The organism is Streptomyces sp. NPDC002467 (assembly GCF_042889825.1).
Lineage (GTDB): Bacteria > Actinomycetota > Actinomycetes > Streptomycetales > Streptomycetaceae > Streptomyces.
This window is the reverse complement of record NZ_JBIARJ010000003.1, coordinates 314,085-336,165: the sequence shown is the minus strand read 5'-3', so window position 1 is coordinate 336,165 and position 22,081 is coordinate 314,085. Positions and strand designations below refer to the sequence as shown.

Sequence of the window (22,081 nt, the reverse complement as noted above, 5' to 3'; positions counted from 1 at the left end):
CGGTCGCGGTGGAGGTCCAGGGTCGCGCTTCGGACAGACCCACCGAAGGCCTTTCCCCACCGGCCCACCGATCGGGTGATGGTCCTGTCGCATCCCACTCCCGGATGGCTTGGGCCGTGCGTGGGGTCAGTGGTCGTTCCGCCCTCGGGGCGCGCGCGCCGCTCTGCGGGCGCGGGCACGGGCACGGGCCTTGCGGGCGTCCCTGCCCCCGTTCCGGACATTCACGGCCAGGACGGCCGCCGAGGCTGCGAACAGGCAGGCGGTGATCAGTAGCCACCGCCCCAGGAACACGTCGGCCGGCAGGCCGGTGGTGATCGTGAAGTGGCCGACCCGGCCGAGTACGAGAGGCCAGTACACGAGCAGCAGGACGCCCGAGACGAAGGCGGGCACCCGGACGTGGTTGACGCCGATCAGCGGCTTGGCCGTCCCTTCCCGCGCACCGTGCCCGAGGAGCCTTTGGACGCCCAGGTCCGTGACCGCGTACAGGGGCAGGAGGACGAGGTCGTGCAGGAGCGCTGCCCCGACGAACCACACGGCCACGCCGAGGGCGTCCCCTCGGAGCAGGCGCAGCCCCGCGTAGCAGGCCAGGGCGAAGGAGGCCAGGACGAGGATCAGGTGGAGCGGGGAGGCTCCGTAGCGGTGCCGGAAGGAAGTCGTGACGGAGTCGGCGGTCGGCGGCTTCACGAAGGCTCCCCGAAGGTGAGGCGGGTGACCCATTTGGTGTTGTGGACGCCGGGGGCGCCGGGGACGATCACCCGGGCCGGGTATCCGTGGTCGAGGGAGAGGACGGCCCCGTTGACCCGGACGGCCAGCAGCGAGCGCGCGTCCCGGACCTGACCCTCGCTCAGGACGACGGAGCTGAACGAACCGCCCCGCTGGACGGACTCGACCAGGGCCTGCGGGGTGTGCGTGCCCAGTCCGACGAGCGCGGCCAGGTCGGTGAGGCGGACGCCGCCCCAGCGCTGGTCGGTGGTCGACCAGCCCTCCACGCAGGCGATGGGGAGCAACGCTTCGTTCTGCGGCAGGTCGAGGAGTCGGTCGTACGTGAGGTCGACCTGGCGACCGGCGCCGCGCACGGTCAGCCGCCAGGCCGGACCGGTGTCGCTGGGGCGGATGCCGACCGAGGCGGCCGTCTTGTTGATCTGGAATCCGTTGGGGCCGGAGCCCGGTTCCTGTCCGTGCGGGGCGAGGAGCGCCGTCCGGCGGAACCAGCCGCCCACGCTCTGCCCCGCCGTCACGGCGAACAGCGCGAGCGAGCCCAGCCCGACCATGCCCAGCGCGCCCCGCCGGGAGATGGTCGCGGCGGCCGGGCTCGGCGCGACGAGACCGGCCGCCTCCTCGCTGTCCGGGGCCGGCTGGTGCCGCGGCCCGTTCCGCAGGGCCCGGACGGCGCGCTTGAGCCGGAAGACCACGTGGACCGCGAAGGCGCCGATGAAGACCCAGGCACCGTAGAAGTGGAGCGTGTAGAAGGAGCCCGGGAAGATGTAGTGGAGCTGCACGTTGAGGATGCCGGTCACGAACTCGAAGCCGGCTCCTCCCACCAGCAGGAGCAGCGAGAGCCGTTCGGCGGCCTGGGCGGCCGACCGTACCGGGGGCCAGGCGAAGAGTTTCGGGATGACCGACCACAGCTTGGCCAGGAGCACGGGCACGAGCACGAGGCCGAGCGTGACGTGCACACCCTGGGTGACCCGGTAGAGCCAGTACGGGGAGGTCGGCCAGGAGAAGAGGTAGAAGCCGAGCCATCCCTTGTCCGGGGTCTGGTCGTTGACCGTCGCGAGGTCCGGTTCGTACGCGGCGTACGACAGCAGGCCCGTGACGAACAGGATCGTGATGCCGAAGAGCAGGACGATCCCGAACACCGCGGTCAGCCACGGGCCGCGCAGTGGGCTGCGCCAGAACTCGGGGCGGGACGGACCGCGCGGCGGGCCCGCCGCCCAGGCGGGTGCCAGGGCCGATCGGAGCCGGGCGAGGGGTGTCGGACCGCCGCCGTCGGGTTCCGTTCCGGCGCGCGCCGGTCCATCGGGGGTGGGCGGTCCGCCGCCGTTCGCGTCCATGGGGTGCCTCCGTGGTTTCCGTTCGCGGATGGGTGGGTTCACCGGGTCTCCCCCGCCCTGGAGCCGATGCCCGGTCCGGGCGTACGGGCCCGGATTCGGCGGGGTCCGCGGGCTCGTCTGCGTGCCGCCCAGCCGCAGAGGACGGCCAGTGCGGCGATGGCGTACGCGGTCGCCCCGGCGTACGGGACGGCACGGCCCGTCAGGTAGGCGGCCGCGCCCGCGCCCGCGACCCCGAGCCATTCCCAGCGGCCGTCGAGGGCCACGAGGGCGATCAACAGGAGGGCGTACCAGGAGTAGCCGGGAGTGGTCAGGAGGAACGCGGTCCCGGTGACCAGGAGGGCACCGCTCCAGGGGCGCTCGGGGTCGCCCCGCCGGATCACGTGGAGGCTGACGGCGAGCATGCCGGCGACGACGGCCGGTACGGCCCAGGAGTCGGGGAGCAGCAGGCGCAGGAGGGCGTAGCGGTCGCCGGCGGAGGCGTCCTGGTAGCCCTCTTCGTCGGCGTAGCCCCCGAGGTAGCCCAGGACGGAGGAGTGGGACAGCAGGACGTACGGCAGGTACAGGGCGGTGAGGACCGCGGCCGCCGGGAGCAGGGTGGCGGCGGCGTCCCGGGGGCGGCGTACGCCGGACAGGGCACCCGGGAGCAGGACGGCGGGCAGGAGTTTGACGGCGATGGCCAGGCCTAGGACCGCGCCGCCCCGGGCACGGTGGCGGACCGTCAGGCCCAGGGCGATGACGGACAGCAGGACGGCGAGGACGTCGGCGTGGGCGTTGTTGACGGCTTCGACGGCGATCGCCGGGCACCAGGCCCAGTAGGCGGCGGTGCGGGGGTCGCCGCGGCGGCGCAGGATGCGCAGCAGCACCGGGGTGGTGGTGACGGCGAGGACGGCGCCGCCCGTCTGGAGGGCCTTGTGACGAACTCCGTCGGGTGAGAGGGCGTGGACGAGGAGGAAGTACAGTTCGCCGGCCGGAGGGTAGATCGTGTGGACGCGGGGGCGGTTGATACGGGTGCAGACGCCTTCGGACACCGGGGAGAGGTCCGGCGCGCCGCACGCCTTCCCGGTGGGGAACAGCCAGTCGTCGCGGTACGGCAGGAGGGCGGTGTCGGCCGGGGCGTGGTCGTAGGGGGAGATGCCGGCCGCCTGCACGCGGCCGTCCCAGGCGTAGCGGTACGAGTCGGTGCTGGTGCGGGGTGGGGCGAGCAGGCCCGTCAGGGCGACGGCGACGCCACCGGCGAGGACGAGGGCGCCGACGTGCCGGGCGGGGACCCGGCGCAGGGACCACGCGGCAGCCGCGAACAGGGCCCAGCAGGCGGCGTACATCCAGGACAGGCCGGCCGGGTCCGCGAAGAAGCCGTCCTTGCGGATGGTGAGGGCGAGCACCGCGACCAGAGCCGTCACCAGGACCGCGGTGGTGGCGGTGGCCCGGGATCCGGCGGCCCGGAAACCGGAGTCGGCGCCTGGCGGTCGGATCACGACGCGGCTCCGAGCGGTGCGGGAGCGCCGACGGCGGGGCGGCGCCGTGTCCCCGGGACGAGTTCGGCGAAGTGCCGGCCGGCCACCGTCCAGTTGCCGACGGTGCGCCAGCCGGCGGCCTCCGCGTGGCGCAGCAGGGCCCGGCGGCCGACCCGGGCCCAGGGGAAGGGCGTGCCGAGGGTGCCTCGGCCGTCGTCGAGGCGTACCTCGCACCGCTCGTCCACGTCGACGGGCGCGGCCTCTGCGAGCAGGCGCCCGCCGGGGGCGAGCAGGTCCGCGGTCCGCCGCAGGAGGACGGCGGGATCTCCGCCGATGCCGATGTTGCCGTCCATCAGCAGGGCGGTGTCCCAGCGGCGTTCGCCGGGCAGGGGGTCGAAGACGGAGCGGCACAGGGCCGTTCCGCCACGGTGCACGGTCCGCGTCACGGCGGCCGGGGTCACGTCGATGCCGAGGGCGCGGTGGCCTCGTTCGGCCAGCGCCGCGACGAGCCGGCCGGGGCCGCAGCCGATGTCGAGAACGGTTCCACGGCAACGGGAGAGCACGCTCTCGTCGGCGACGTCCGCCCCCGCGCACCATCGTTCGACGTCCAGGGGCAGCAGCCGGCCGTCCGTGCGCCGCAGGAAGAGGGGGCCCTGTCCCGTGCGGAGGGCCAGGGCGTACGGGTCGGCCCGCCATGCCGGGCCGTGCGCGGCGGCCTGCTCGGAGGCGGTGGAAGTAGCGGAGCCGGTGGCGGAGCTGGTGACGGAGGTGGTGCGGGTGGCGGGGGCGATCATCGTGCCACCGGCGTACGGGCGCTGAGCTGTCGGTGGCGTGTGGCGAACCGGCCGGCCGGCGCCAGGGCGGCCACCTCCGCGGCGTCGGCGGCGGTGTCCACGTCCCGCAGCCGGGGCAGCGGCCCGATGCGCAGCCCGGCCGCCCGGAGCCGCTCGTACTGCACCATCCCGGTCTCGGGTACGGACATGGGTACGCCGAGCAGCAACGCCGGGTCGGGCGCCGCCAGGCCCAGGGCCCAGAATCCGCCGTCGGCGGCGGGCCCGAACCAGGCGTCGTACGCGTCGAAGGCCAGCGCGGGCGCCAGGAGCTCGGGGGTGACCTGTGGGGTGTCCATGCCGATCAGCAGCGCGGGGCCGGCGCAGGCGGCGAACGCGGCCGCGAGCCGTTCGTCGAGGCCCCCGGCGCTCTGCGGCACGACCTCGAAGCCGGGCGGCAGCCACGGCCCCGGGGCGCCGTCCAGGACCAGTACGTGCCGTTCGGCCGGGGTGGCCGCCACGGCTGCCAGGGTGTCGGCGAGCGCGGCCCCGGCCAGCACCGCCGCCTGCCGCGGGGTGAACGGCGGGGTGAGCCGGGTCTTTACCCGGCCGGGCACGGGCTCTTTGGCGATCACGAGCAGGGAGGTCACCGGGCGCCTCCCGACCGCTCGGCACGGCCGGGCGCGGCAGGGACGTACGTGGGTTCGGCGAGCACCGCGCGCATGTCGCGGACCGCGTGCCAGGTGCCCCGCCAGGTGCCGGTGACCTTGGACTTGCCGCTGCGCGGCAGGTAGGGCACGTCCTCCTCGCGCACCCGCCAGCCCGCGTCGGAGGCGCGTACGACCATCTGCAACGGATAGCCGGAGCGCCGGTCGGTCAGCTCCAGGCGAAGGAGTTCCTCCCTGCGCATGGCCCTCAGGGGGCCGAGGTCGTGCAGGCGCAGGCCGGTGCGACGGCGCAGCATCCGGGAGAGCGCGAAGTTGCCCGCCCGGGCGTGCGCCGGCCACGCGCCGCGAGCCTGGGGGCGACGGCGGCCGAGCACGAGATCGGCTTCGCCCGCCGCCACCGCGTCGACGAAACCGCTCAGCAGGCCGGGGTCGAGGGAGGCGTCGCAGTCGCAGAAGCAGACGTAATCGGCCTCGGCGGCCAGGAGTCCGGCATGGCACGCGGCGCCGAAGCCGCGCCGGGACTCCGGCACGACGGTGGCGCCCAGGGAGCGGGCGATGTCGGCGGATCCGTCGGTGGATCCGTTGTCCACGACCAGGGCCCGCCAGCCGGCGGGGATGCGGGCGAGGACCCAGGGCAGGGCCTCGGCCTCGTTCAGACAGGGCAGGACGACGTCCACGGAGTTTTCGGTCACGGCTGCCACCGTAGGAATTCCCGTGGGACATAGCGGACATCGACTCCTTACGAAACGCGGACGTCCGCCGTCCGGGGGCGGGACGCGGCAGACGGCTCAGGCCCGGCGGTGCGAGGCTTGGCGTCATGAGCACGGCCACGAACACGCCCCCGCCCGTCCCGCCGGCCCCGGCGGCCCCGCCCGCCCGGGTCCTCGTCGTCGACGACGACCCCACCGTCGCAGAGGTCGTCACCGGCTACCTGAGCCGGGCCGGCCACACCGTCCACCACGCCGCGGACGGGCCCGCCGCCCTCGAATCCGCCGCGCGGCACGACCCGGACCTGGTCGTCCTCGACCTCATGCTGCCCGGCATCGACGGGCTGGAGGTGTGCCGTCGGCTGCGCGCCGACCGACCCGTTCCGGTGATCATGCTGACGGCGCGCGGCGACGAGGACGACCGGATCGCCGGCCTGGAACTCGGCGCGGACGACTACGTCACCAAACCCTTCAGTCCCCGCGAGCTGGTCCTGCGCGTCGAGTCCGTCCTGCGCCGCAGCCGCGCCGCGGCGCAGCAGCCCCCTGGACGGGGGCTGCTGACCGGCGCCGGCATCCGGCTCGATCCGCAGACCCGCCGGGCCGTCAAGAACGGGCGGGAACTCACGCTCACCCTGAGGGAGTTCGACCTCCTCGCACACTTCCTGACCCGCCCCGGCCAGGCCCACGGACGTCAGGAGCTGATGCGGGACGTGTGGGGCTGGGACTTCGGCGACCTGTCGACCGTCACCGTCCACGTACGCCGCCTGCGCGCCAAGATCGAGGACGACCCGGCCGCCCCCCGGCTCATCCGGACCGTCTGGGGCGTGGGATACCGCTTCGAGGCGGGCGGAGACGGAGAGGAAGGCGCCCGGTGAAGGACATCCTGCTGATCACGGCGTTCGCCTTCGGCGGCGCGGCCTGCGCCGGACTGCTCGGCGCGGTGGCGCTGCGCCTGCTGCGGCACCGGTCGGTCGCCGTCTCCCTGACCGTGGTCGCCGCGGTCACCGTCACGGCCATGCTCTCCGGCACCCTCGCCGTCGCCTGGGCCATGTTCCTCTCCCCGCACGACCTGAGCGTGGTCACCCTCGTGGTCGCCATGGCCGCCGTCGTCTCCCTGGTCACCGCGGTGCTCCTCGGACGCTGGGTCGTGGCGCGCGGCCGCGACCTCGCCCGCGCGGCCCGCGACTTCGGCGAGGACGGCAGCTTCGCCGCGCCCCCGGCCCCGGCCACCGCGGAACTGGCGGCCGTCACCCGCGAACTGGCCGCCACCAGCGCCAAGTTGGCCGCTTCCCGGGAACGGGAGCGCGCCCTGGAGTCCTCGCGCCGCGAACTCGTCGCCTGGATCTCCCACGACCTGCGCACCCCGCTCGCCGGACTGCGGGCCATGGCCGAGGCCCTGGAGGACGGGGTGGCCGCCGACCCGTCCCGCTACCACCGGCAGATCCGCACCGAGGTCGAGCGCCTCGACACCATGGTCGGCGACCTCTTCGAACTGTCCCGCATCCACGCCGGGGCGCTCGAACTGACCCCCAGCCGCGTCTCCCTCCAGGACCTGGCGGCCGACGCCCTCCTCGGCGCCGACCCCCTCGCCCGGGAGCGCGGCGTACGGCTGCGCGGCGACGACATCGCCCACGTCCCGGTCGAGGTGGACGGCAAGGAGATGACCCGGGTCCTGGCCAACCTCCTCGTCAACGCCATCCGCCACACCCCGGCCGACGGCACTGTCGCCGTACGCGTCGACCGGCACCAGGACACCGCCGTACTGTCCGTCACCGACGGCTGCGGCGGCATCCCCGAGGAAGACCTGCCCAAGGTCTTCGACACCGGTTGGCGCGGCAACCCCGCCCGCACACCCCCCGCCGGGGCCGGCCTCGGGCTGGCGATCGTCCGCGGCATCGTCGAGGCCCACGCCGGGCGGGCCCGGGTCGCCAACGTCCCCGGCGGCTGCCGCTTCGAGGTAACCCTCCCCCTCGCCGGGGCGAACCCCTGACCCACGTGCCCACGGCTCCCACGGCGCCGTGCATGCCGGGGCCGGCCAGGCGGGCCCTAGCCGACGCGGGCCGAGGCCCGCTGCCCGGCGCGGGCGAACTCGGCCATGCCCTCAGCGAATCCCACCTCCGGGCGCCAGCCCAGCGCGCGCCGGAGCCGGGACGAGTCCGCGGTGATGTGCCGGACGTCGCCGAGTCGGAACTCCCCCGTCACCACCGGAGCCGGCCCACCGTGCTCCGCTGCGAGCGCGCCTGCCATCTCCCCCACGGTGTGCGGATCGCCGCTGCCCACGTTGTACGACGTGTGGCCGCCGGCCGGCAGGTTCCCGGCACCGGCCAGGACCACCGCGTTCGCCCGGGCCACGTCCCGTACGTGGACGAAGTCGCGGCGTTGCGCACCGTCCTCGAACACCCGCGGGGCCTCACCCCGGGCCAGCGAGGACCGGAAGAAGGAGGCGACACCCGCGTACGGGGTGTCCCGCGGCATGCCCGGCCCGTACACGTTGTGGTAGCGCAGCGAAACGGCCGTACCGCCGACGGACCGGGCCCAGGCGGCGGCCAGGTGCTCCTGCGCCAGCTTCGTCGTCGCGTAGACGTTCCGCGGATCCACCGGCGCGTCCTCGTCCACCAGCCCGGGGACCAGTGCGGCCCCGCAGCGCGGGCAGCGCGGCTCGAACCGGCCCTCCTCCAGGTCCGCGACCGCCCGCGGTCCGGGTCGCACCACCCCGTGCTCGTGGCACCCGTACCGCCCCTCGCCGTACACGACCATCGACCCCGCCTGTACGAACCGCCGCACTCCGGCCTCCGCCATGCCGGCCAGCAGCACCGCCGTCCCCAGGTCGTTGCAGGCGACGTACTCCGGCGCGTCCGCGAAGTCCTTGCCCAGGCCCACCATCGCGGCCTGGTGACACACGGCGTCCACGCCGCGCAGCACCCGCCCGACCGTCTCCGCGTCCCGTACGTCGCCCCGGACGAACTCGGCGTCCGGCGGCTCGGGGGCCTGCGGATGAGCGGCCGGCAGCAGCGCGTCGAGCACCACCGGCGTGTGTCCTTCGGCGGCCAGTACGGCCACCACGTGCGAGCCGATGAACCCGGCTCCTCCTGTTACGAGTACTCGCATGCCCGGCACGCTACGGAACCCCGCCCCTCGTCGACGGGTCCCGCACCGGTCCGTAAGACTTCCGTCACCCGTCTTCCGGGCCCCGGCCATGAACTCCGCCCCGGACGGGCGCCCGTGTGACAGGATCGGCAGCGTGATCGAATCTTCAATGCGGAAGGGCGGCATTCGCCCCGGCCTGTGAAGTGGCTGGACGGTTCCGTGGCGGACGGGACCGCCACGACACCAGCCCACCCTTCCCGTATCGCGCTCTTCGATGAGGTACGCGCCGACCGCACCGGGCCCCTCGCTCTCCGGCTGCTCCGGCTTGCCCGCGAAGCCGGAGAGCCGTTCGTACGGCGCGAGGCGATGGACCTCCTCGTGAGCCTGAACGGCGAACGGGCCTGGCCCGAGGCCGTCGAGGCCGCGCTGACCGGGCTCCGCGACCCCGACGACGAGGTACGACGCAGGGCTGCGTACCTGGTCGGGCGTAGCAGGCAGCCGGAGCTGATCCAAGCCGCCCTGGGTGACAGCACGGACCCGGTGGTGCGAACCGTCCTGGCCAGGTCACTCGGCCCCGCCGCCGCCCGACTCGGGAACGACCGCCACGCGGCAGTCCGCTTCCTCGCCCATCTGGAGACCCTGCGGGCGGCTCCGCCCGGACAGTGGCCCGCCCTGGACACGGCCCTCCACACCGATGCCCGCGAGGCCGCACTCCACCTGGCGGACGTCGGGCGGCTCTGGGGCCTCGTGCTGTGCGGCCTCAGCCGCGATCAGTACGCCCATGCCCTCGTGGCCCGGCTGCTCGCCGACCCCACCACCCGGAACATCGGGGCCGGGCTCGCCCGCGAAGCGTGCCACACCTTGCGGGCGGCCCCGGTCGCACTGCTGCCACTGCTCATCCGGTACCGCGACCAGGAGAACACCCCGGAGCTGGAGGACGCCCTCAGGACGGCCTTGATCTCCGAGGCGGCACGCCAGGTCCACGGGGCCGTCGTCGCACCGATGCCGTTCCCGCCACCGAAGCCGCGCCGGTCCCCGTTCGGGGATCAACCGACGTACGACGGCCCGTCCGCCGCCGCTCTCCTCGCCACCAAGCCGGTGGGCGTCACCCGCCTGAGGCACGCCACAGCGATCTTCGGCGCCCTGCTCGACGCCGGCCCGCTGACCTTCCGGCAGGCCGCCCAGCTGTACAACCTCACCTTCCGTCACCGCAACCGCATGCAGGCGGAATGCGCCCCGCTGTGGCTGCGGCACGCGGGGCCCGCCGTGTTGCCGCGGCTGCTCTCCCTGATGACACCGCACCTGGCGGACTACGTGGTCGGTGAGTTCTACCTGGCGGGACTCGCGCGCATGGGACGAGTCGCGCTGCCCGTGCTGCCGGCCGTGACGGCGTTGATCGACCGGCGTACCCGCATCCCCGTCAACGACTCCACAGCCGACGGCGAAATGGAACTCGACGAGCGTCTCCTGTCCGCAGCGCTCCGCACCCGCCACGCGATGCTGTCCATCACCCCCATCAGGCATGCGCAAAGGAGCGGCGAGTCCGCGGGCTAGGGTCGGCCCATGAGCACCGCAGACGACGACCGCATGGCCCTCGACCTTCTTGAAGCCCACCTGGAAGACCTGTGGCGGGCAGCCCGCGAACTCCAGCGGGGAAACCGGCCCGTCGTCCCCGAGACGCCCCGTGAGCCGGACGGCACCGCCGCGAACGGTGCGGCCGCGGAGCTCCTGCGGTGGGGGTACCGGGAGCTTGCCGGCACACCCCGCTCGCCGGCCGACGTGTTCGCCCGGAGCGTCGGCAGCACGATCATGGAGCTGCGGCGGCGGCGCAGCACCTGGAACGCGGCGGCCCTGCGCCTGCTGGAGGACCCGTACGTGTTCCTGGCCACGGGTCCGCGCCGGCACGAGGACTGGGCCGAAGACGTGCTCGCCCTGATGCACCGGGAGGTCCCGGACCCGCGCGGCTGGCTGCGGATCGACGGCGACCACGACAACGATGCCCGCTCCGCCGTCCCGACGTACCCCTTCGAACCGCCACCCGCCGCCGAATTCCTCGACCGCCTGCACGAGCTGGAGCCGGCCGGAGCCGTCACCGCGCTCGCCGTCATGGCCGAGGAATGGGGCGACAACCGGCCCGTGCGGGACCGGCCGGACCGCGACGCACTGCTGGCCGACGCGCGGTTCCTGCTGGACCGCTACGGCCCGGACGCCCGGTTCTGGACCAACGCCCGGGACGCGGCCTCGGGCCCCGCCCGGGACTTCGTCGGGGCCGGCCTCAAGGGCACCCGGGTCCACGGATTCATCACCAACGAGTACGTCAACGGCCTGGACCTCTTCGAAGAACTCGGCCTCATCGCCGTGTCCGGCGACGAGGTCGGGGTCTTCTGGTCCTTCGGCGCCTACTGACGGGCAGCACTGGGTGAGCCCGGGCGGCGCGCCGCTCAGGGGTGGTTGCTCCGCGGGTCGCCAGGGAGCCAGTTGCCGTGGAGGCCGAGAGGGACGCGCACGGGGAGGTGGATGCGGGCGAGCGGCTCGCCCGTGAAGTCCTGGGCCGACAGGATCACCAGATCCGCCGCGCCGCGCTCGGCGTCGTGGACGTACGCCATCACGTAGCCGTCGTCCTCGGCCACGGGCGACTCCGTGGGGACGAACACGCCCTCGCCCGCGGCCCCGAACCGGCCGAATTCGTGTGCCTCGGTCGTACCGCGCACCAGGTCGTGCTTGAGCAGTGCGCTGCTGAACCCCGCGTTCGGCCGCGGGTCCCCGGGGCCGGTGGGCGGTGCGTAGAGCTCGGTCGCGGTCGAGTACCCGTACCGGTGAGGGCGCGCGACGCGACGGGAGTCGACGCGGGGGAACTCCTGGACGCGGTCGTCCAGCCGGTCTTCGCGGACCTTGCCCGCGACCAGGTCGACCCGCCAGCGGTCCAGAGTGGGACGGCTTGCGCCGAAGTCCCTGATGTCGAAGCCCTCGGGGTGCCGGACGATGTCGACGACCACGTCCGTGCCGTCCTCGTAGGCGTTGAGCGTGTGACCGACCAGGCCGGGGGCGACCTCGAACCAGCGCACCTCGCCGCCCGTGCGTGGCATGACACCCACCCGTGCCCGGTGGGATCCGTCCCAGACGAAGGGGACTCCGGTCGGCAGTTGGGCGGCGCTGAAGACCACCGGGGCGTCGTAGAGGATCACATGGTGCTCGGTCAGCGCGAAGTCGTGCATGTAGGGGTTGCCGGGCGTATGGATCAGTGTGGTCCGCACCACCGTGCCGGATTCGTCCATCACGATGTGCTGGACGTGCTGCGAGCCGTACAGGAAGGCGAGCGAGTGCAGCTCCCGCGTGTGCGGGTCGAAGACGGAGTGGGCGTTGGCGCTGTAGCCCTCGGGAGTCGCTCCGAGATCGCAGGGGCCGACCGTGTCGAGTTCGTAGCCGAGTTCGTACGGGCGTATCCCGCCCTCCAGCAGGGCGAACGTGCGCCCGGCGAGGCCCGCGACCTGCACGTTCGGGGCCATGTCCAGGCGCTCGTCGACGGGAGTCCCGCGCCGCGGTTCCCCCAGCCGGTCGGCGACGGCGGACGAGCGCACCCAGCGGTTGCGGTACCACTCGGCACGGCCGTCGCGGATGCGGACGCCGTGCACCATGCCGGCGCCGAGCGTCCAGATGTGCGCGGCGGGGTCCTCGATGCCGAGCGGATTGGGACCGTTTCGCAGATAGCGCCCGTTGAGGTGGGCGGGGATCCGGCCGGTGACCGGCAGGTCTAATGCGGTGACCTCCTCGGTGACCGGCGCGAAACTCCCCGACAGATAGCGGTTGATCGTCATGAGGTCCGTCCTTGTCGCTGTTCGTCGGCGAGGAACGCCTTTCCCACCGCCGCCGTCAATGTGTGGAAGCGGTGGGCCGCGGTCTCCGGCGGGAAGTGGCCGGCGATCTCCAGGCTCACCGCCCCGTGAGCCGCCGCCCAGAGGAGCTTGGAGATCTCGTGCGCGTCTCCCGGCCCGAACGCTCCGGAGTCGATGCATGCCTGAACGGCTGCCACGGAGGCGTCGAAAGCGCTCTCGGCCACGCCCAGGGCCTCGACGCTCGGTCGGTAGCCGGGCACCGCCTGCTCGAACATCACCCGGTAGTAGGCCGGTTCGGCCAGCGCGTGTGCGCGGTAGGCGGTCGCGAGGTCGTCGAGTCGGGTCAACGGGTCTTCTGCCCGCGGGACGCGCTGCTGCGCCCGCCGCAGTCGGGCGAATCCCTCCCGGTAGAGGGCGTCGACCAGTCCTTCCTTGCCGCCGAACATGGTGTACAGGACCTTGGTCGAGGCGCCGATGCCGGAGGCGATCCGCCGCATCGTCAACGCGGCGGGCCCCTCCGTGACCAGCAGGTCGATGGCGTGGTCGAGGATCGTGGTGCGCACGGCGGCTTGTCCGGCGCGTTGGGCGTCCTGGTAGGGCGTGTTCACGGTAACACCGTATCCCATGGGTAACGGTGTTACCCGACTGGTCTGACGACCCGCCCGCGTACGGACGGGCGACATCGGTCCGTCACCGGACCTCAGCCGTCGGCGAGCGCCGTCACGACGAGGTCGGTGAGCAGGGCGCCGGCCGTGCCGTCGCGGTCGAGGTCCGGGTCGTAGATGGTGACGTTGAGACCGACGCAACGCGGCGACCGGACGAGAGGCCGGAGCAGTGCGGTGAGCTCGTCGGGCAGCAGTCCGTCCGGGTCGGGGCTGTCGACGGCCGGCATCACGGTGGGGTCGAGCACGTCGGCGTCCAGGTGTACCCAGAATCCGTCCAGGGCCTGGTTCTCCAGGCTGACGGCGGTCGCGGAGCCGAGCTCGCGCGGACCCCATGCGCGCAGTTCGGAGACGGTCACGACGGGGATCTTCAGCTGCCTCAGCTGCGCGATCTCGGGGTCGTCCGCGTACACGTCCCGGGTGCCGAGAGCGCGCACGTCTTCGTCCCGGAGGTAGGGGCGCAGACCCTCCAGGTCGGTCAGGTCGCTCTGGCCACGACCGGTCGCCAGGGCCAGCTCCTCGCCGCCTGCCGCACCGATCCGATCCGAGTTCTCCAGGTTGCGGAAGTCCGGGGAAGCGTCGACCGAGGCGAGGCCGTAGCGGCCGAGACGGCGCAGGGCGAGCGCGGCGCCCAGTTGGATGGAGCAGTCTCCGCCCAGGACCACGGCGAACTCCCCTGCCGACACGTGGTGTTCGATCCGGTCGGCGAGCCGCACGGTGTACGTGGCGAGCGCGGCCGCGTTGAAGACTCCGTCGCCCTCCTGCCAGTCACCGCGGTCGTACCTGGGGGGCACGACCACCCCGCCTTCGCGCGCCCCGAGCCGTCTCAGGATGCCGTTCTCGCGCAGTGCTCCGGCCAGTTTGTAGCAGCCGGGCACGGTGCCGGGGGCGGGCGGGCGCAGGCCGAGGTTGGACGGGGCGTCGATGATCACGGAGTTCCGCATGCGGCCCATCCTCACCCGGTCCGTTGCGCGAACACAACGGACCGGGCCCGGCTGCGATGGGCCGTGTCAGTGCGCGGAGATCTGCTGGAGCGCCGCACCCTGGTAGCGGGCGCCGGCGTTCCACAGGATGAAGGAGTTCATCTTGTTCGCCGCCGCGGCCTTGATCTGAGCGGCCACTTCCGTCGGCCCGTAGGTGCTGCCCATCGAGAAGTCCTGCAGCCACGGCACGACCTCTGCCTGGGTCCCCTTCACCTGCCGTGCGAAATCGGCGAGCGAGCGCTGCACGATCGCGTACGGCGCGGTGTCGGGCTGCGCGACGCCGTATTCGCCCGGTCCCCAGTGGGACGGGTAGACCATGGGCGCGATGTAGTCGGTGACCTTCGCCAGCGCCCCGATGTCCTGGGCGATCTCGGTGGGCCGGGTCGCGGCGATGCCGAACACGGAGACACCGAGGTACGTCGCGTGCGGACGAAGGGCTGTCCGCGTGTCGGCGACGAAGGAGGTGATGGACTGTTCCGGTGTGGCGGACCCGATGCCCGGGAAGCGCATGTGTCCCAGGGGCCCGTCGGGCCGGCGCACGTAGTCGTAGAGGACGTCGTCGAAGCCCAGCCGGGCCGCCTCGACCGCGAGGTCCTGGTTGTACTTGCGCACCGTCGGGTCGGCGAAGTTGGTGAAGGACAGGGCTCCGTAGTGACCGCCGTCGTAGGGCTGCCCCTCGGGGGTCAGCACGAGCTGGTCGCGCTTCCCGTCCTTCCAGGCGGCCGCGGCGAGCTTGGGGTCGCGGAAGGCGACGATGCGGCCGATGACCTGGGCGCCGGCCGCGTGGAGTTCGGCGATCGCCTTGCGGGCGTCGTAGTAGCCCTTGGCCGCGCCGATCCGCCGGGCCAGCGGCACCTGGGAGGCGTGTCCGACCTCGCCGTCCTCGTCCTTGACGTCGAGTTCTACGGCGTTGAGCTTGCCGCTGCGCACCAGGGACAGGACGTTGCCCCGCAGGGTGTCGTCGCCCCAGCCGATGGCGGTGATGTGCGCGGCGCGGATCATGGGGCGGCGGCCCCGGGCGGACACGGCCTTGGTGGTGGTGTTCCCCGCCCGGTCGACCGCGGTGACGGTGACCACGCGGGTGCCCTTGGGCACCGTGGTCTTGAAGGCCCCGGACCTGTCGACGGAAACCTTCTTCCCGTCGATGGTCACGCGGGAGTCGGGGGACGCGGTGCCGGTGATGGTCACGGGACCGGCGGCGTTCGTGACCGCGGGGTCGGCGACCTTCAGGTCGGGCGGTGTGGAGTCCACGGTGAAGCCGACGACCTTGCGGTACGAGGCGAAGGGGAGGCTCGCGTCGCCCGCCACCACCAGGGTGTGCCGTCCCTCGGTCAGGGGTGGCAGGCCCAGTCTCAGGCGGGCGTCCTGTTCCGCGGTGACGGGGACCTTGGCACCGTCCAGGGCGACGTTCACCTTGCCCCGTCGGGCGGCCGTCTCGGCGTCGAGGTACGCGCTGACCTGCGCGGCCTTGCGGGCGTCGAGGACGGCTCCGTCGGCGAGACCTTCCACGCCCGGACCCGACGCGAGGAACATCCAGGTCCCGCCGCCCGCCGCGGCCAACGCGAGCACTCCGGTCGTCGCCATGAGGGCGCGCCGACGGGCCGACCGGCGACGACCGTAGGAAGAGGAGAAGCGGGATATGTGCCTCGTGGCCATCATGACGTCCTTCGCGCAGTTACCGGATGGTGCCTCCATTGATTGCCGTACGGCCGCACGGATCCTCCGTTCCGAGCGGATTTCACGCGAACGGCCGGGTACCGCTCCGGCGTGGCGGCTGCGCCGTTCAGGGGACCGTGCGATAGGGGCGCCCTCGTCGCCGGTAGGTATGGCTCGTCCGGTCCACCTCGGGAGGGGTCCCGCATGCGCCATCCGTTCATTCCGCTCTGCGCCCTGGCCGGCGCCGCCCTGCTCGCCGCGGGCTGCTCCCCCGGGTCCTCACCGACCGCCGGGGCCCGCCAGATGGCTCCGTCCGCCGCGGCCGCCCATGGCGTCGTGAAATCAGCGGCGGAAGTGGGCGCCAACGAGCTCGGCGACGTGCCCGTTCTGATGTACCACCAGATCACGGCGAAACCGGCCGGCGTCTACGACCGGAGCCCGGCCGACTTCCGGGCCGAACTGGAGCGCCTGGCCCGGGAGAACTACGTCCCGGTCACCGCCCAGGCCTTCCAGACGGGCCGCATCGACATCCCCGCCGGAACCCACCCGGTGGTCCTCACGTTCGACGACTCGACCAACAGCCAGCTGCGCCTCGGCCCGGACGGCGCCCCGGCCGCGGACACGGCGGTCGCCATCCTGACGGAGACGGCGAAGAAATACCCCGCGTTCAAGCCGGTCGCGACCTTCTTCGTCAACGCGGACGGCTTCTCGGCCACCGGTTCCGCCAAGGCCCTGACCTGGCTTAAGACCCACGGATACGAGGTGGGGAACCACACCGACCGCCACCAGAACCTGCGCACCCTCGACGAGGCCGGCGCCGCGCAGGCCATCACCGCCGGACAGCGCGCGATCGAGACGGCCGCGCCCGGCACCCGCGTCACCTCTCTCGCCCTGCCCTTCGGCGCCATGCCCCAGTCCGACGGGGTCGCCGCACGGGGAACGGGCTACCGCTACGACGGGGTGTACCTCGTGGGGGCGAACCCCTCGGTCTCCCCGTACGCCAAGTCCTTCACCCCCGGCGCGATCCCGCGGATCCGTTCGGCGGGGCCGAAGGACGCGGACGCCGAGTTCGGTTCCTCGCGCTGGCTCGACAAGCTCGCCTCCGGCCCGAACCGGTACGTCTCCGACGGGGACCCGAACACCGTCGCCTTCCCCCGCGCCTCCCAGAACAACCTGGCCCCGGCCTTCACACCCCGGGCCCGGCCGTACTAGGCCGTCTCTTACGGATCTTGCCTGGCCCTCCTCCAGCCCCAGGGGGCTGGGAGGTGCCCCCCGCCGCCCGGCACCGCACCTCGCCTCCTTGGCGGGACACCCGAGTACGTCCAGTACAAGGGCGCCCCGCCAAGGCGCCGATGCACGGCACCGGACGAGAGTCTGGCTCCGGGGTACAGGGCGTGCCACTTCAGGAGATCGCCCGGACGAGTCCGAGGCCCTCGCCGCCCGTGCCGTCTCCACGGCCCCGCCGCGTACGCTCGTGCCCGTGCCGCCTCCCCCTCTTCGCCGTGTCGCCGTTCTCGTCCTCGAGGGCGCCAAGCCCCTCGATGTCGGGATCCCCGCTCAGGTGTTCACGACCCGTGCCAGCATGCCGTACGAGGTGCGGGTCTGCGGGGCCTCGCCCGGGCTCGTGACCGGGGGCGACGGGCTGTCGTACCACGTGACCCACGGGCTGGAGGCGCTGGCGTGGGCCGACATCGTCTTCGTCCCCGGCTATCGTGCCCCCGACCGCGACGACCCGCCGCAGGCCGTGCTCGACGCGCTGGTCGCCGCCCACGAACGGGGCGCGCGGCTCGCCGCCATCTCGACCGGCGCGTTCGCGCTCGCCGCCACCGGCCTGCTCGACGGCAAGCGCGCCACGACCCACTGGCATTACGCCCGGGCGTTCACCGCCCGGTATCCGCTCGTCCGGCTCGACGAGAACGTCCTGTTCGTCGACGAGGGCAGCGTACTGACGTCGGCCGGCGCCGCCTCCGGCATCGACCTGTGCCTGCACATCCTGCGGCGCGACCTCGGCGTGGCCTCCTCGAACCACGCGGCCCGGCGGCTGGTCGCGGCCCCGTACCGCAGCGGCGGCCAAGCCCAGTACGTGCCCCGCAGCGTGCCCGAACCCCTCGGCGAACGGTTCGCCGCCACCCGCGACTGGGCCCTGCACCGGCTCGGCGAGCCCCTCACCCTCGAAGCGCTCGCCGTGCACGCGGGGGTATCGCCCCGTACGTTCTCGCGGCGCTTCGCCGAGGACACCGGGTACACGCCGATGCAGTGGGTCATGCGGGCCCGGATCGACGTGGCCCGGGAGCTGCTGGAGCGTTCGGAGCGGAGCGTCGAGCAGATCGCCGCCGATGTCGGGCTCGGGACCGGGTCGAACCTGCGGCTGCACTTCCACCGCATCCTCGGGACCACCCCCACCGACTACCGGCGCACCTTCACCCGGGGTGAATAGGCGAAAACGACCGTCGACGCCCCCTGTGGCGGGATCCTTGCGAACCATGGCGATCTCGCCGCTGTCGCGGGCGGGCGACGCGAGCGAACCTGATGGCGAACGAAAGGGACATCGCTCATGACTCGCATCGCCATCAACGGATTCGGCCGCATCGGACGCAACGTGCTGCGCGCGCTGCTCGAACGCGACAGCGACCTCGAAGTCGTCGCCGTCAACGACCTCACCGAGCCCGCCACCCTCGCGCGACTGCTCGCGTACGACACCACCTCGGGTCGGCTCGGACGCCCGGTGACCGTCGATGGGAACACCCTGGTCGTCGACGGCCGCCGCATCACGGTGCTGGCCGAACGCGAGCCCGAGCAGCTGCCGTGGGCCGAGCTCGGCGTCGACATCGTGCTGGAGGCGACCGGCCGGTTCACCTCGGCCGAGGCCGCCCGCGGCCACATCAAGGCGGGCGCGCGCAAGGTGCTCGTCAGCGCACCGTCCGACGGCGCCGACGTCACGCTCGCGTACGGGGTCAACACCGACGCCTACGACCCGGCCGTGCACACGATCGTCTCGAACGCCTCGTGCACGACCAACGCGCTGGCCCCGCTGGCCTCCGTACTCGACGACCTCGCCGGCATCGAGCACGGTTTCATGACCACGGTGCACGCCTACACGCAGGAGCAGAACCTGCAGGACGGCCCGCACCGCGACGCCCGGCGCGCCCGCGCCGCGGCCGTCAACATCGTGCCGACCTCGACGGGCGCCGCCAAGGCGATCGGCCTCGTGCTGCCGAACCTCTCGGGCAAGCTGTCGGGCGACTCGATCCGCGTGCCGGTGCCGGTGGGCTCGATCGTCGAGCTCAACACCACCGTCGCGCGCGACGTGACGCGCGAGGAGGTCCTGGAGGCCTACCGTGCGGCGGCCGAGGGACCGCTGGCGGGGGTGCTGGAGTACTCCGAAGACCCTCTCGTCTCCTCCGACATCACGGGCAACCCCGCCTCGTCGATCTTCGACTCGGAGCTGACCCGCGTCGAAGGCCGTCACGTCAAGGTGGTCGCCTGGTACGACAACGAGTGGGGCTTCTCGAACCGTGTGATCGACACGCTCACGCTCCTCGCAGCCGGCTGACGGTCCTCCCTCCCGAGGCCTGCCCGAGCACCGAAAGGCCCCACCCGCCGCGTATGGACGGGTGGGGCCTGGTGCTGTGCGACGCGATGGCCCGGTGGGGCTACTCCCGCGCGGTGCGGCGGCGCCGCATCCACCACGTCAGGGTGACGCCGGCCGCCGCGAGGGCAGCGGCGACACCGGCGATGAGACCCACCGGTGTGTGGGAGCCGGTGTCGGCTAGGTCGCCGCCCGGGGCCCCGGGTGTGGGCCGCGTGTTGTCACCGCCGGGGTGACCGGGGGTCGGGCTCGGGGCCGGGGTCGTCGGCGGGTTGCTCGGCTTGCCGGTGCCCGACGGGGTCGGTGACGGAGTCGGGGTGGGGTCGTCGCCGGGGTCTTCGCCGCCCGGGTCCTCGTCGCTGCCGGCCACGGCCGGGCCCGCGCCGAGGTACAGGGTGTCGAGGTCCCGGTAGGAGGCGTCATCCGACGTGACGGAGTTGACGGTCGTCTTGTCCAGGTCCCGGTTCTCGGTGTCGAACTGGGCCTTGGGGATGTTCTGCTTGGGCTGCCTGGAGAAGTCGACGCCGCCGACGCCCTGCTTGTACAGCTTGCCGCCGTATTCGAGCTCGAACCACTCGATGCCATCCTTGATGGACTGCATGTACGCGTCCCAGACCTTTTCGCGGGTCCAGTCCTCGTGCGGAGCGCGGATCGGCCAGGCCGAGACGTCGTTGGAGTCGATGATCTCGTGGAAGTCCGTCGGGGACTTGGCGTCCTGCTGACGGATGTACTCGGCGGCGACGCGGGCGTTGTAAACGGCGCGCAGCTCGGCGTACTTGGGGTCCTTGTTCACCCGTTCCTGGATGACCGGGACGATGTTGGCGTTGACCGACCGTTCGATGGCCTTCTTCTCGGCGTCCGAGAGGTCGGTGCATTCGGTGGAGCCGGGGACGGTGTAGTCGACGTCCAGCCACTCGGCGGAGACGTCCATCGGCGATTCGAGGATGTAGATCCCGCCGTCCTGCTCGCGGACCTTGGCCTCGTCGGGCTCGATCCAGAAGCGGGTGCCGGGGAAGCAGGGGATGCCGTTGCGGCGCGGCGCGGTGTCCCAGTACAGCTTGCCCCCGGGATGCTTGGCGGGGTTCAGGGCCTCGGAGAAGTCGTGCTTCATGACCAGGTCGGCGTCGAGGAGGACGCGGCCGGCGTCCGTCTTGCCGAACTTGGCGTCCATGACCTTGTTCGGCTGGTCCGGGTTCAGGTTGACCCAGAACTTTTCGGGGGTCAGGGCGAGCCAGGTGAACAGGGCGTCGGAGGAGAGCTGCATCCGGGCCTCACCGCCGAAGCCGGGGTTGTTGTCCGGGTCGGGCATCTGGTCGGCGCGCATGGAGTAGGTCATGCCCTTGCCCTTTTCGAGGCCGCCCACGTACCGGAGTTCCATGGTGGTGAAGTCGATGCCGCCCGGGCCGCCCCTGGGGAGGGTGCCCCTCGGGTCGAGGCGGTTGGCGTCCCGCTGGAAGCGCTTCGCCTCTTCGAGGGTCTTCCCGGAGGACAGGGCCCGGTCGTTGGCGGGGCCGCGGGTGCCGCACGTGTTGGCGCCGGCCGCCGCGAGCTGCGTCGTGCCGGTCTGGCAGGCGGGCGCGAACCACCGCTGGTGGTCCGAATACCCCTTGATCGGGGTGGTCTTGGGCACCGGGTTGTACATGCGCTGGTTGCCGCGCACCTGTCCGGTCTTCCCGTTCCGCATGTCACGGACGTCGCGCTCCAGGTCGTCGATGAGCTTGACCTGGCCCTTGGTGAAGGGCTTCGCGCCGGTGAAGCGGAACTTGTGGTCGGGCAGCGACTTGGCGACGACCCGGTCGTTCGCGAGCTGCTTCGCAGTCAGCTTGGAGTTCGACTTGAACTCGTTGAACTCCTTGCTCTTCTGGTTGTAGGCGTCGTACCGGCGCTCGCCCACCTTGTCACCGTTCTTGTCGAACAGCTCGACGGTGACCTCGCACAGCCAGTCAGGGCCGATCAGCTTGTAGTCCTTGACCAACTGCCGTTCGAAGCCAGAGCCCTTGTGGTTGTTGACCTGGTTGCGGATGTACCGCTTGTCGAACCAGTGCTTGAACCCCAGGTTCTCCTTGTTCGCGAAGTACCGGGCGTAGATCTCCATCGCCCGGTCCGCGGGCTTGCCCGACGCGTTGGCGATTTTCTTCCATGCATCGACGTTCTTGTCCAGGTCGCCGGGGACCTTCGACAGGGCCTCGGTCTTCTGAGCGGCCGTCGGCGTCTGGAGGCCGTCGTACGCCTGTCCCGGAAGGTCGAATTCGAAGTTCTTGGGGAGGGCGGTGTCCTTGTGCAGATTGCCGGTCGGGTTGTCGGGGAACCCGGAGTCCGGCGGTGTGGTGGGGGCGGTCGGCAGGCCGTTGCGGGTGTCGCAGCGCTTCCCCGATCCCGCCTTCATCTTCGCCGAGACCGGCGGCAGCTTCGGTGGCGCGGCCTCGACGGCTTGGAGCCCGGATATGACGATCGCGGCCGTCAGGCCGACAGCGGCCGTGAACCTGGCCGCGAAGCGTAACTTGGACGGTATTCGGATGTGTTCGTTTTCGTTCAAGAGCTCGTCTTTCCCTCTCCGGTGGGGCCTTGAGGGGATGTGGGCGGCGCGTGGACCCCCGTGACATGTACGCGCCACACAT

At 72.5% G+C, this 22,081-nt stretch carries 19 protein-coding genes; 7 read left to right on the top strand and 12 right to left on the bottom strand.

From position 1 onward, the window contains the following. Positions 1–126: 126 nt before the first annotated feature. The 6 genes from ACFYYJ_RS08005 to ACFYYJ_RS07980 are packed head-to-tail and all read right to left on the bottom strand — an operon-like array spanning position 127 to position 5,638. Positions 127–717 (bottom strand): hypothetical protein, encoded by a 591-nt coding sequence (locus ACFYYJ_RS08005; RefSeq protein WP_389129730.1) that lies wholly within the window; start codon positions 715–717, stop codon positions 127–129. Then, positions 681–2,054, bottom strand: a complete 1,374-nt coding sequence (locus ACFYYJ_RS08000; RefSeq protein WP_389129727.1) for a molybdopterin-dependent oxidoreductase — start codon at positions 2,052–2,054, stop codon at positions 681–683. Before ACFYYJ_RS08000 ends, ACFYYJ_RS08005 begins: the two co-directional genes overlap by 37 nt. A 38-nt stretch (positions 2,055–2,092) precedes the next feature. Then, entirely contained in the window at positions 2,093–3,529 is a 1,437-nt protein-coding gene (locus ACFYYJ_RS07995; RefSeq protein ID WP_389129723.1) for a glycosyltransferase 87 family protein, read from the bottom strand. Further along, positions 3,526–4,302 carry a class I SAM-dependent methyltransferase gene (locus tag ACFYYJ_RS07990; protein ID WP_389129720.1) on the bottom strand — a complete coding sequence of 259 codons (777 nt, stop codon included), beginning with the start codon at positions 4,300–4,302 and terminating at the stop codon, positions 3,526–3,528. The genes ACFYYJ_RS07995 and ACFYYJ_RS07990 overlap by 4 nt, the downstream gene beginning before the upstream one ends. After that, positions 4,299–4,928: a DUF2064 domain-containing protein gene (locus tag ACFYYJ_RS07985; protein WP_389129718.1), complete on the bottom strand. Its 630-nt coding sequence runs from the start codon at positions 4,926–4,928 to the stop codon at positions 4,299–4,301. The genes ACFYYJ_RS07990 and ACFYYJ_RS07985 overlap by 4 nt, the downstream gene beginning before the upstream one ends. After that, the gene (locus ACFYYJ_RS07980) at positions 4,925–5,638 is read right to left on the bottom strand and encodes a glycosyltransferase family 2 protein (RefSeq protein ID WP_389129715.1); all 714 of its coding nucleotides are present in this window, start codon (positions 5,636–5,638) and stop codon (positions 4,925–4,927) included. Before ACFYYJ_RS07980 ends, ACFYYJ_RS07985 begins: the two co-directional genes overlap by 4 nt. A gap of 125 nt (positions 5,639–5,763) precedes the next feature. Here ACFYYJ_RS07980 and ACFYYJ_RS07975 point away from each other — a divergent pair, with 125 nt between their 5' ends. Both ACFYYJ_RS07975 and ACFYYJ_RS07970 read left to right on the top strand, forming a co-directional pair. Next, positions 5,764–6,528, top strand: a complete 765-nt coding sequence (locus ACFYYJ_RS07975) for a response regulator transcription factor (RefSeq protein ID WP_385125011.1) — start codon at positions 5,764–5,766, stop codon at positions 6,526–6,528. Continuing rightward, entirely contained in the window at positions 6,525–7,643 is a 1,119-nt protein-coding gene (locus tag ACFYYJ_RS07970; RefSeq protein ID WP_389129712.1) for a sensor histidine kinase, read from the top strand. The genes ACFYYJ_RS07975 and ACFYYJ_RS07970 overlap by 4 nt, the downstream gene beginning before the upstream one ends. Positions 7,644–7,699: 56 nt before the next feature. Here ACFYYJ_RS07970 and ACFYYJ_RS07965 read toward each other — a convergent pair whose 3' ends face one another. Next, positions 7,700–8,761, bottom strand: coding sequence for an NAD-dependent epimerase/dehydratase family protein (locus tag ACFYYJ_RS07965; protein WP_389129709.1), 1,062 nt, complete (start codon positions 8,759–8,761; stop codon positions 7,700–7,702). 198 nt (positions 8,762–8,959) lie between these two features. On the opposite strand from ACFYYJ_RS07965, the gene ACFYYJ_RS07960 reads away from it, so the two are divergent. Both ACFYYJ_RS07960 and ACFYYJ_RS07955 read left to right on the top strand, forming a co-directional pair. Continuing rightward, positions 8,960–10,294 carry a HEAT repeat domain-containing protein gene (locus ACFYYJ_RS07960; protein WP_389129707.1) on the top strand — a complete coding sequence of 445 codons (1,335 nt, stop codon included), beginning with the start codon at positions 8,960–8,962 and terminating at the stop codon, positions 10,292–10,294. A 9-nt stretch (positions 10,295–10,303) separates the two neighbouring features. Further along, positions 10,304–11,146, top strand: coding sequence for a hypothetical protein (locus ACFYYJ_RS07955; protein WP_389129704.1), 843 nt, complete (start codon positions 10,304–10,306; stop codon positions 11,144–11,146). 35 nt (positions 11,147–11,181) lie between these two features. Here the strand turns inward: ACFYYJ_RS07955 and ACFYYJ_RS07950 are convergent, their stop codons facing one another. The 4 genes from ACFYYJ_RS07950 to ACFYYJ_RS07935 form a co-directional block, all read right to left on the bottom strand. After that, positions 11,182–12,555, bottom strand: a complete 1,374-nt coding sequence (locus tag ACFYYJ_RS07950) for a carotenoid oxygenase family protein (protein WP_389129701.1) — start codon at positions 12,553–12,555, stop codon at positions 11,182–11,184. After that, the gene (locus tag ACFYYJ_RS07945) at positions 12,552–13,181 is read right to left on the bottom strand and encodes a TetR/AcrR family transcriptional regulator (RefSeq protein WP_385362023.1); all 630 of its coding nucleotides are present in this window, start codon (positions 13,179–13,181) and stop codon (positions 12,552–12,554) included. The genes ACFYYJ_RS07950 and ACFYYJ_RS07945 overlap by 4 nt, the downstream gene beginning before the upstream one ends. A 92-nt stretch (positions 13,182–13,273) precedes the next feature. Further along, positions 13,274–14,179, bottom strand: a complete 906-nt coding sequence (locus tag ACFYYJ_RS07940; RefSeq protein ID WP_389129697.1) for an arginase family protein — start codon at positions 14,177–14,179, stop codon at positions 13,274–13,276. 66 nt (positions 14,180–14,245) lie between these two features. Beyond that, on the bottom strand, positions 14,246–15,802 hold the full coding sequence (locus tag ACFYYJ_RS07935; RefSeq protein WP_389129694.1) for a putative glycoside hydrolase: 1,557 nt from the start codon (positions 15,800–15,802) through the stop codon (positions 14,246–14,248). A gap of 276 nt (positions 15,803–16,078) precedes the next feature. Here ACFYYJ_RS07935 and ACFYYJ_RS07930 point away from each other — a divergent pair, with 276 nt between their 5' ends. The 3 genes from ACFYYJ_RS07930 to gap all read left to right on the top strand — a co-directional run bounded on the left by ACFYYJ_RS07930 (position 16,079) and on the right by gap (position 19,427). Beyond that, entirely contained in the window at positions 16,079–17,086 is a 1,008-nt protein-coding gene (locus tag ACFYYJ_RS07930; RefSeq protein ID WP_385362017.1) for a polysaccharide deacetylase family protein, read from the top strand. Between the two features lie 268 nt (positions 17,087–17,354). Beyond that, on the top strand, positions 17,355–18,311 hold the full coding sequence (locus ACFYYJ_RS07925; RefSeq protein WP_385125054.1) for a GlxA family transcriptional regulator: 957 nt from the start codon (positions 17,355–17,357) through the stop codon (positions 18,309–18,311). A 117-nt stretch (positions 18,312–18,428) separates the two neighbouring features. Then, positions 18,429–19,427 carry a type I glyceraldehyde-3-phosphate dehydrogenase gene (gap, locus tag ACFYYJ_RS07920; RefSeq protein ID WP_385124995.1) on the top strand — a complete coding sequence of 333 codons (999 nt, stop codon included), beginning with the start codon at positions 18,429–18,431 and terminating at the stop codon, positions 19,425–19,427. Positions 19,428–19,527: 100 nt separating this feature from the next. Here the strand turns inward: gap and ACFYYJ_RS07915 are convergent, their stop codons facing one another. Continuing rightward, positions 19,528–21,999, bottom strand: a complete 2,472-nt coding sequence (locus tag ACFYYJ_RS07915; protein WP_385359949.1) for a hypothetical protein — start codon at positions 21,997–21,999, stop codon at positions 19,528–19,530. Positions 22,000–22,081: the final 82 nt, after the last annotated feature.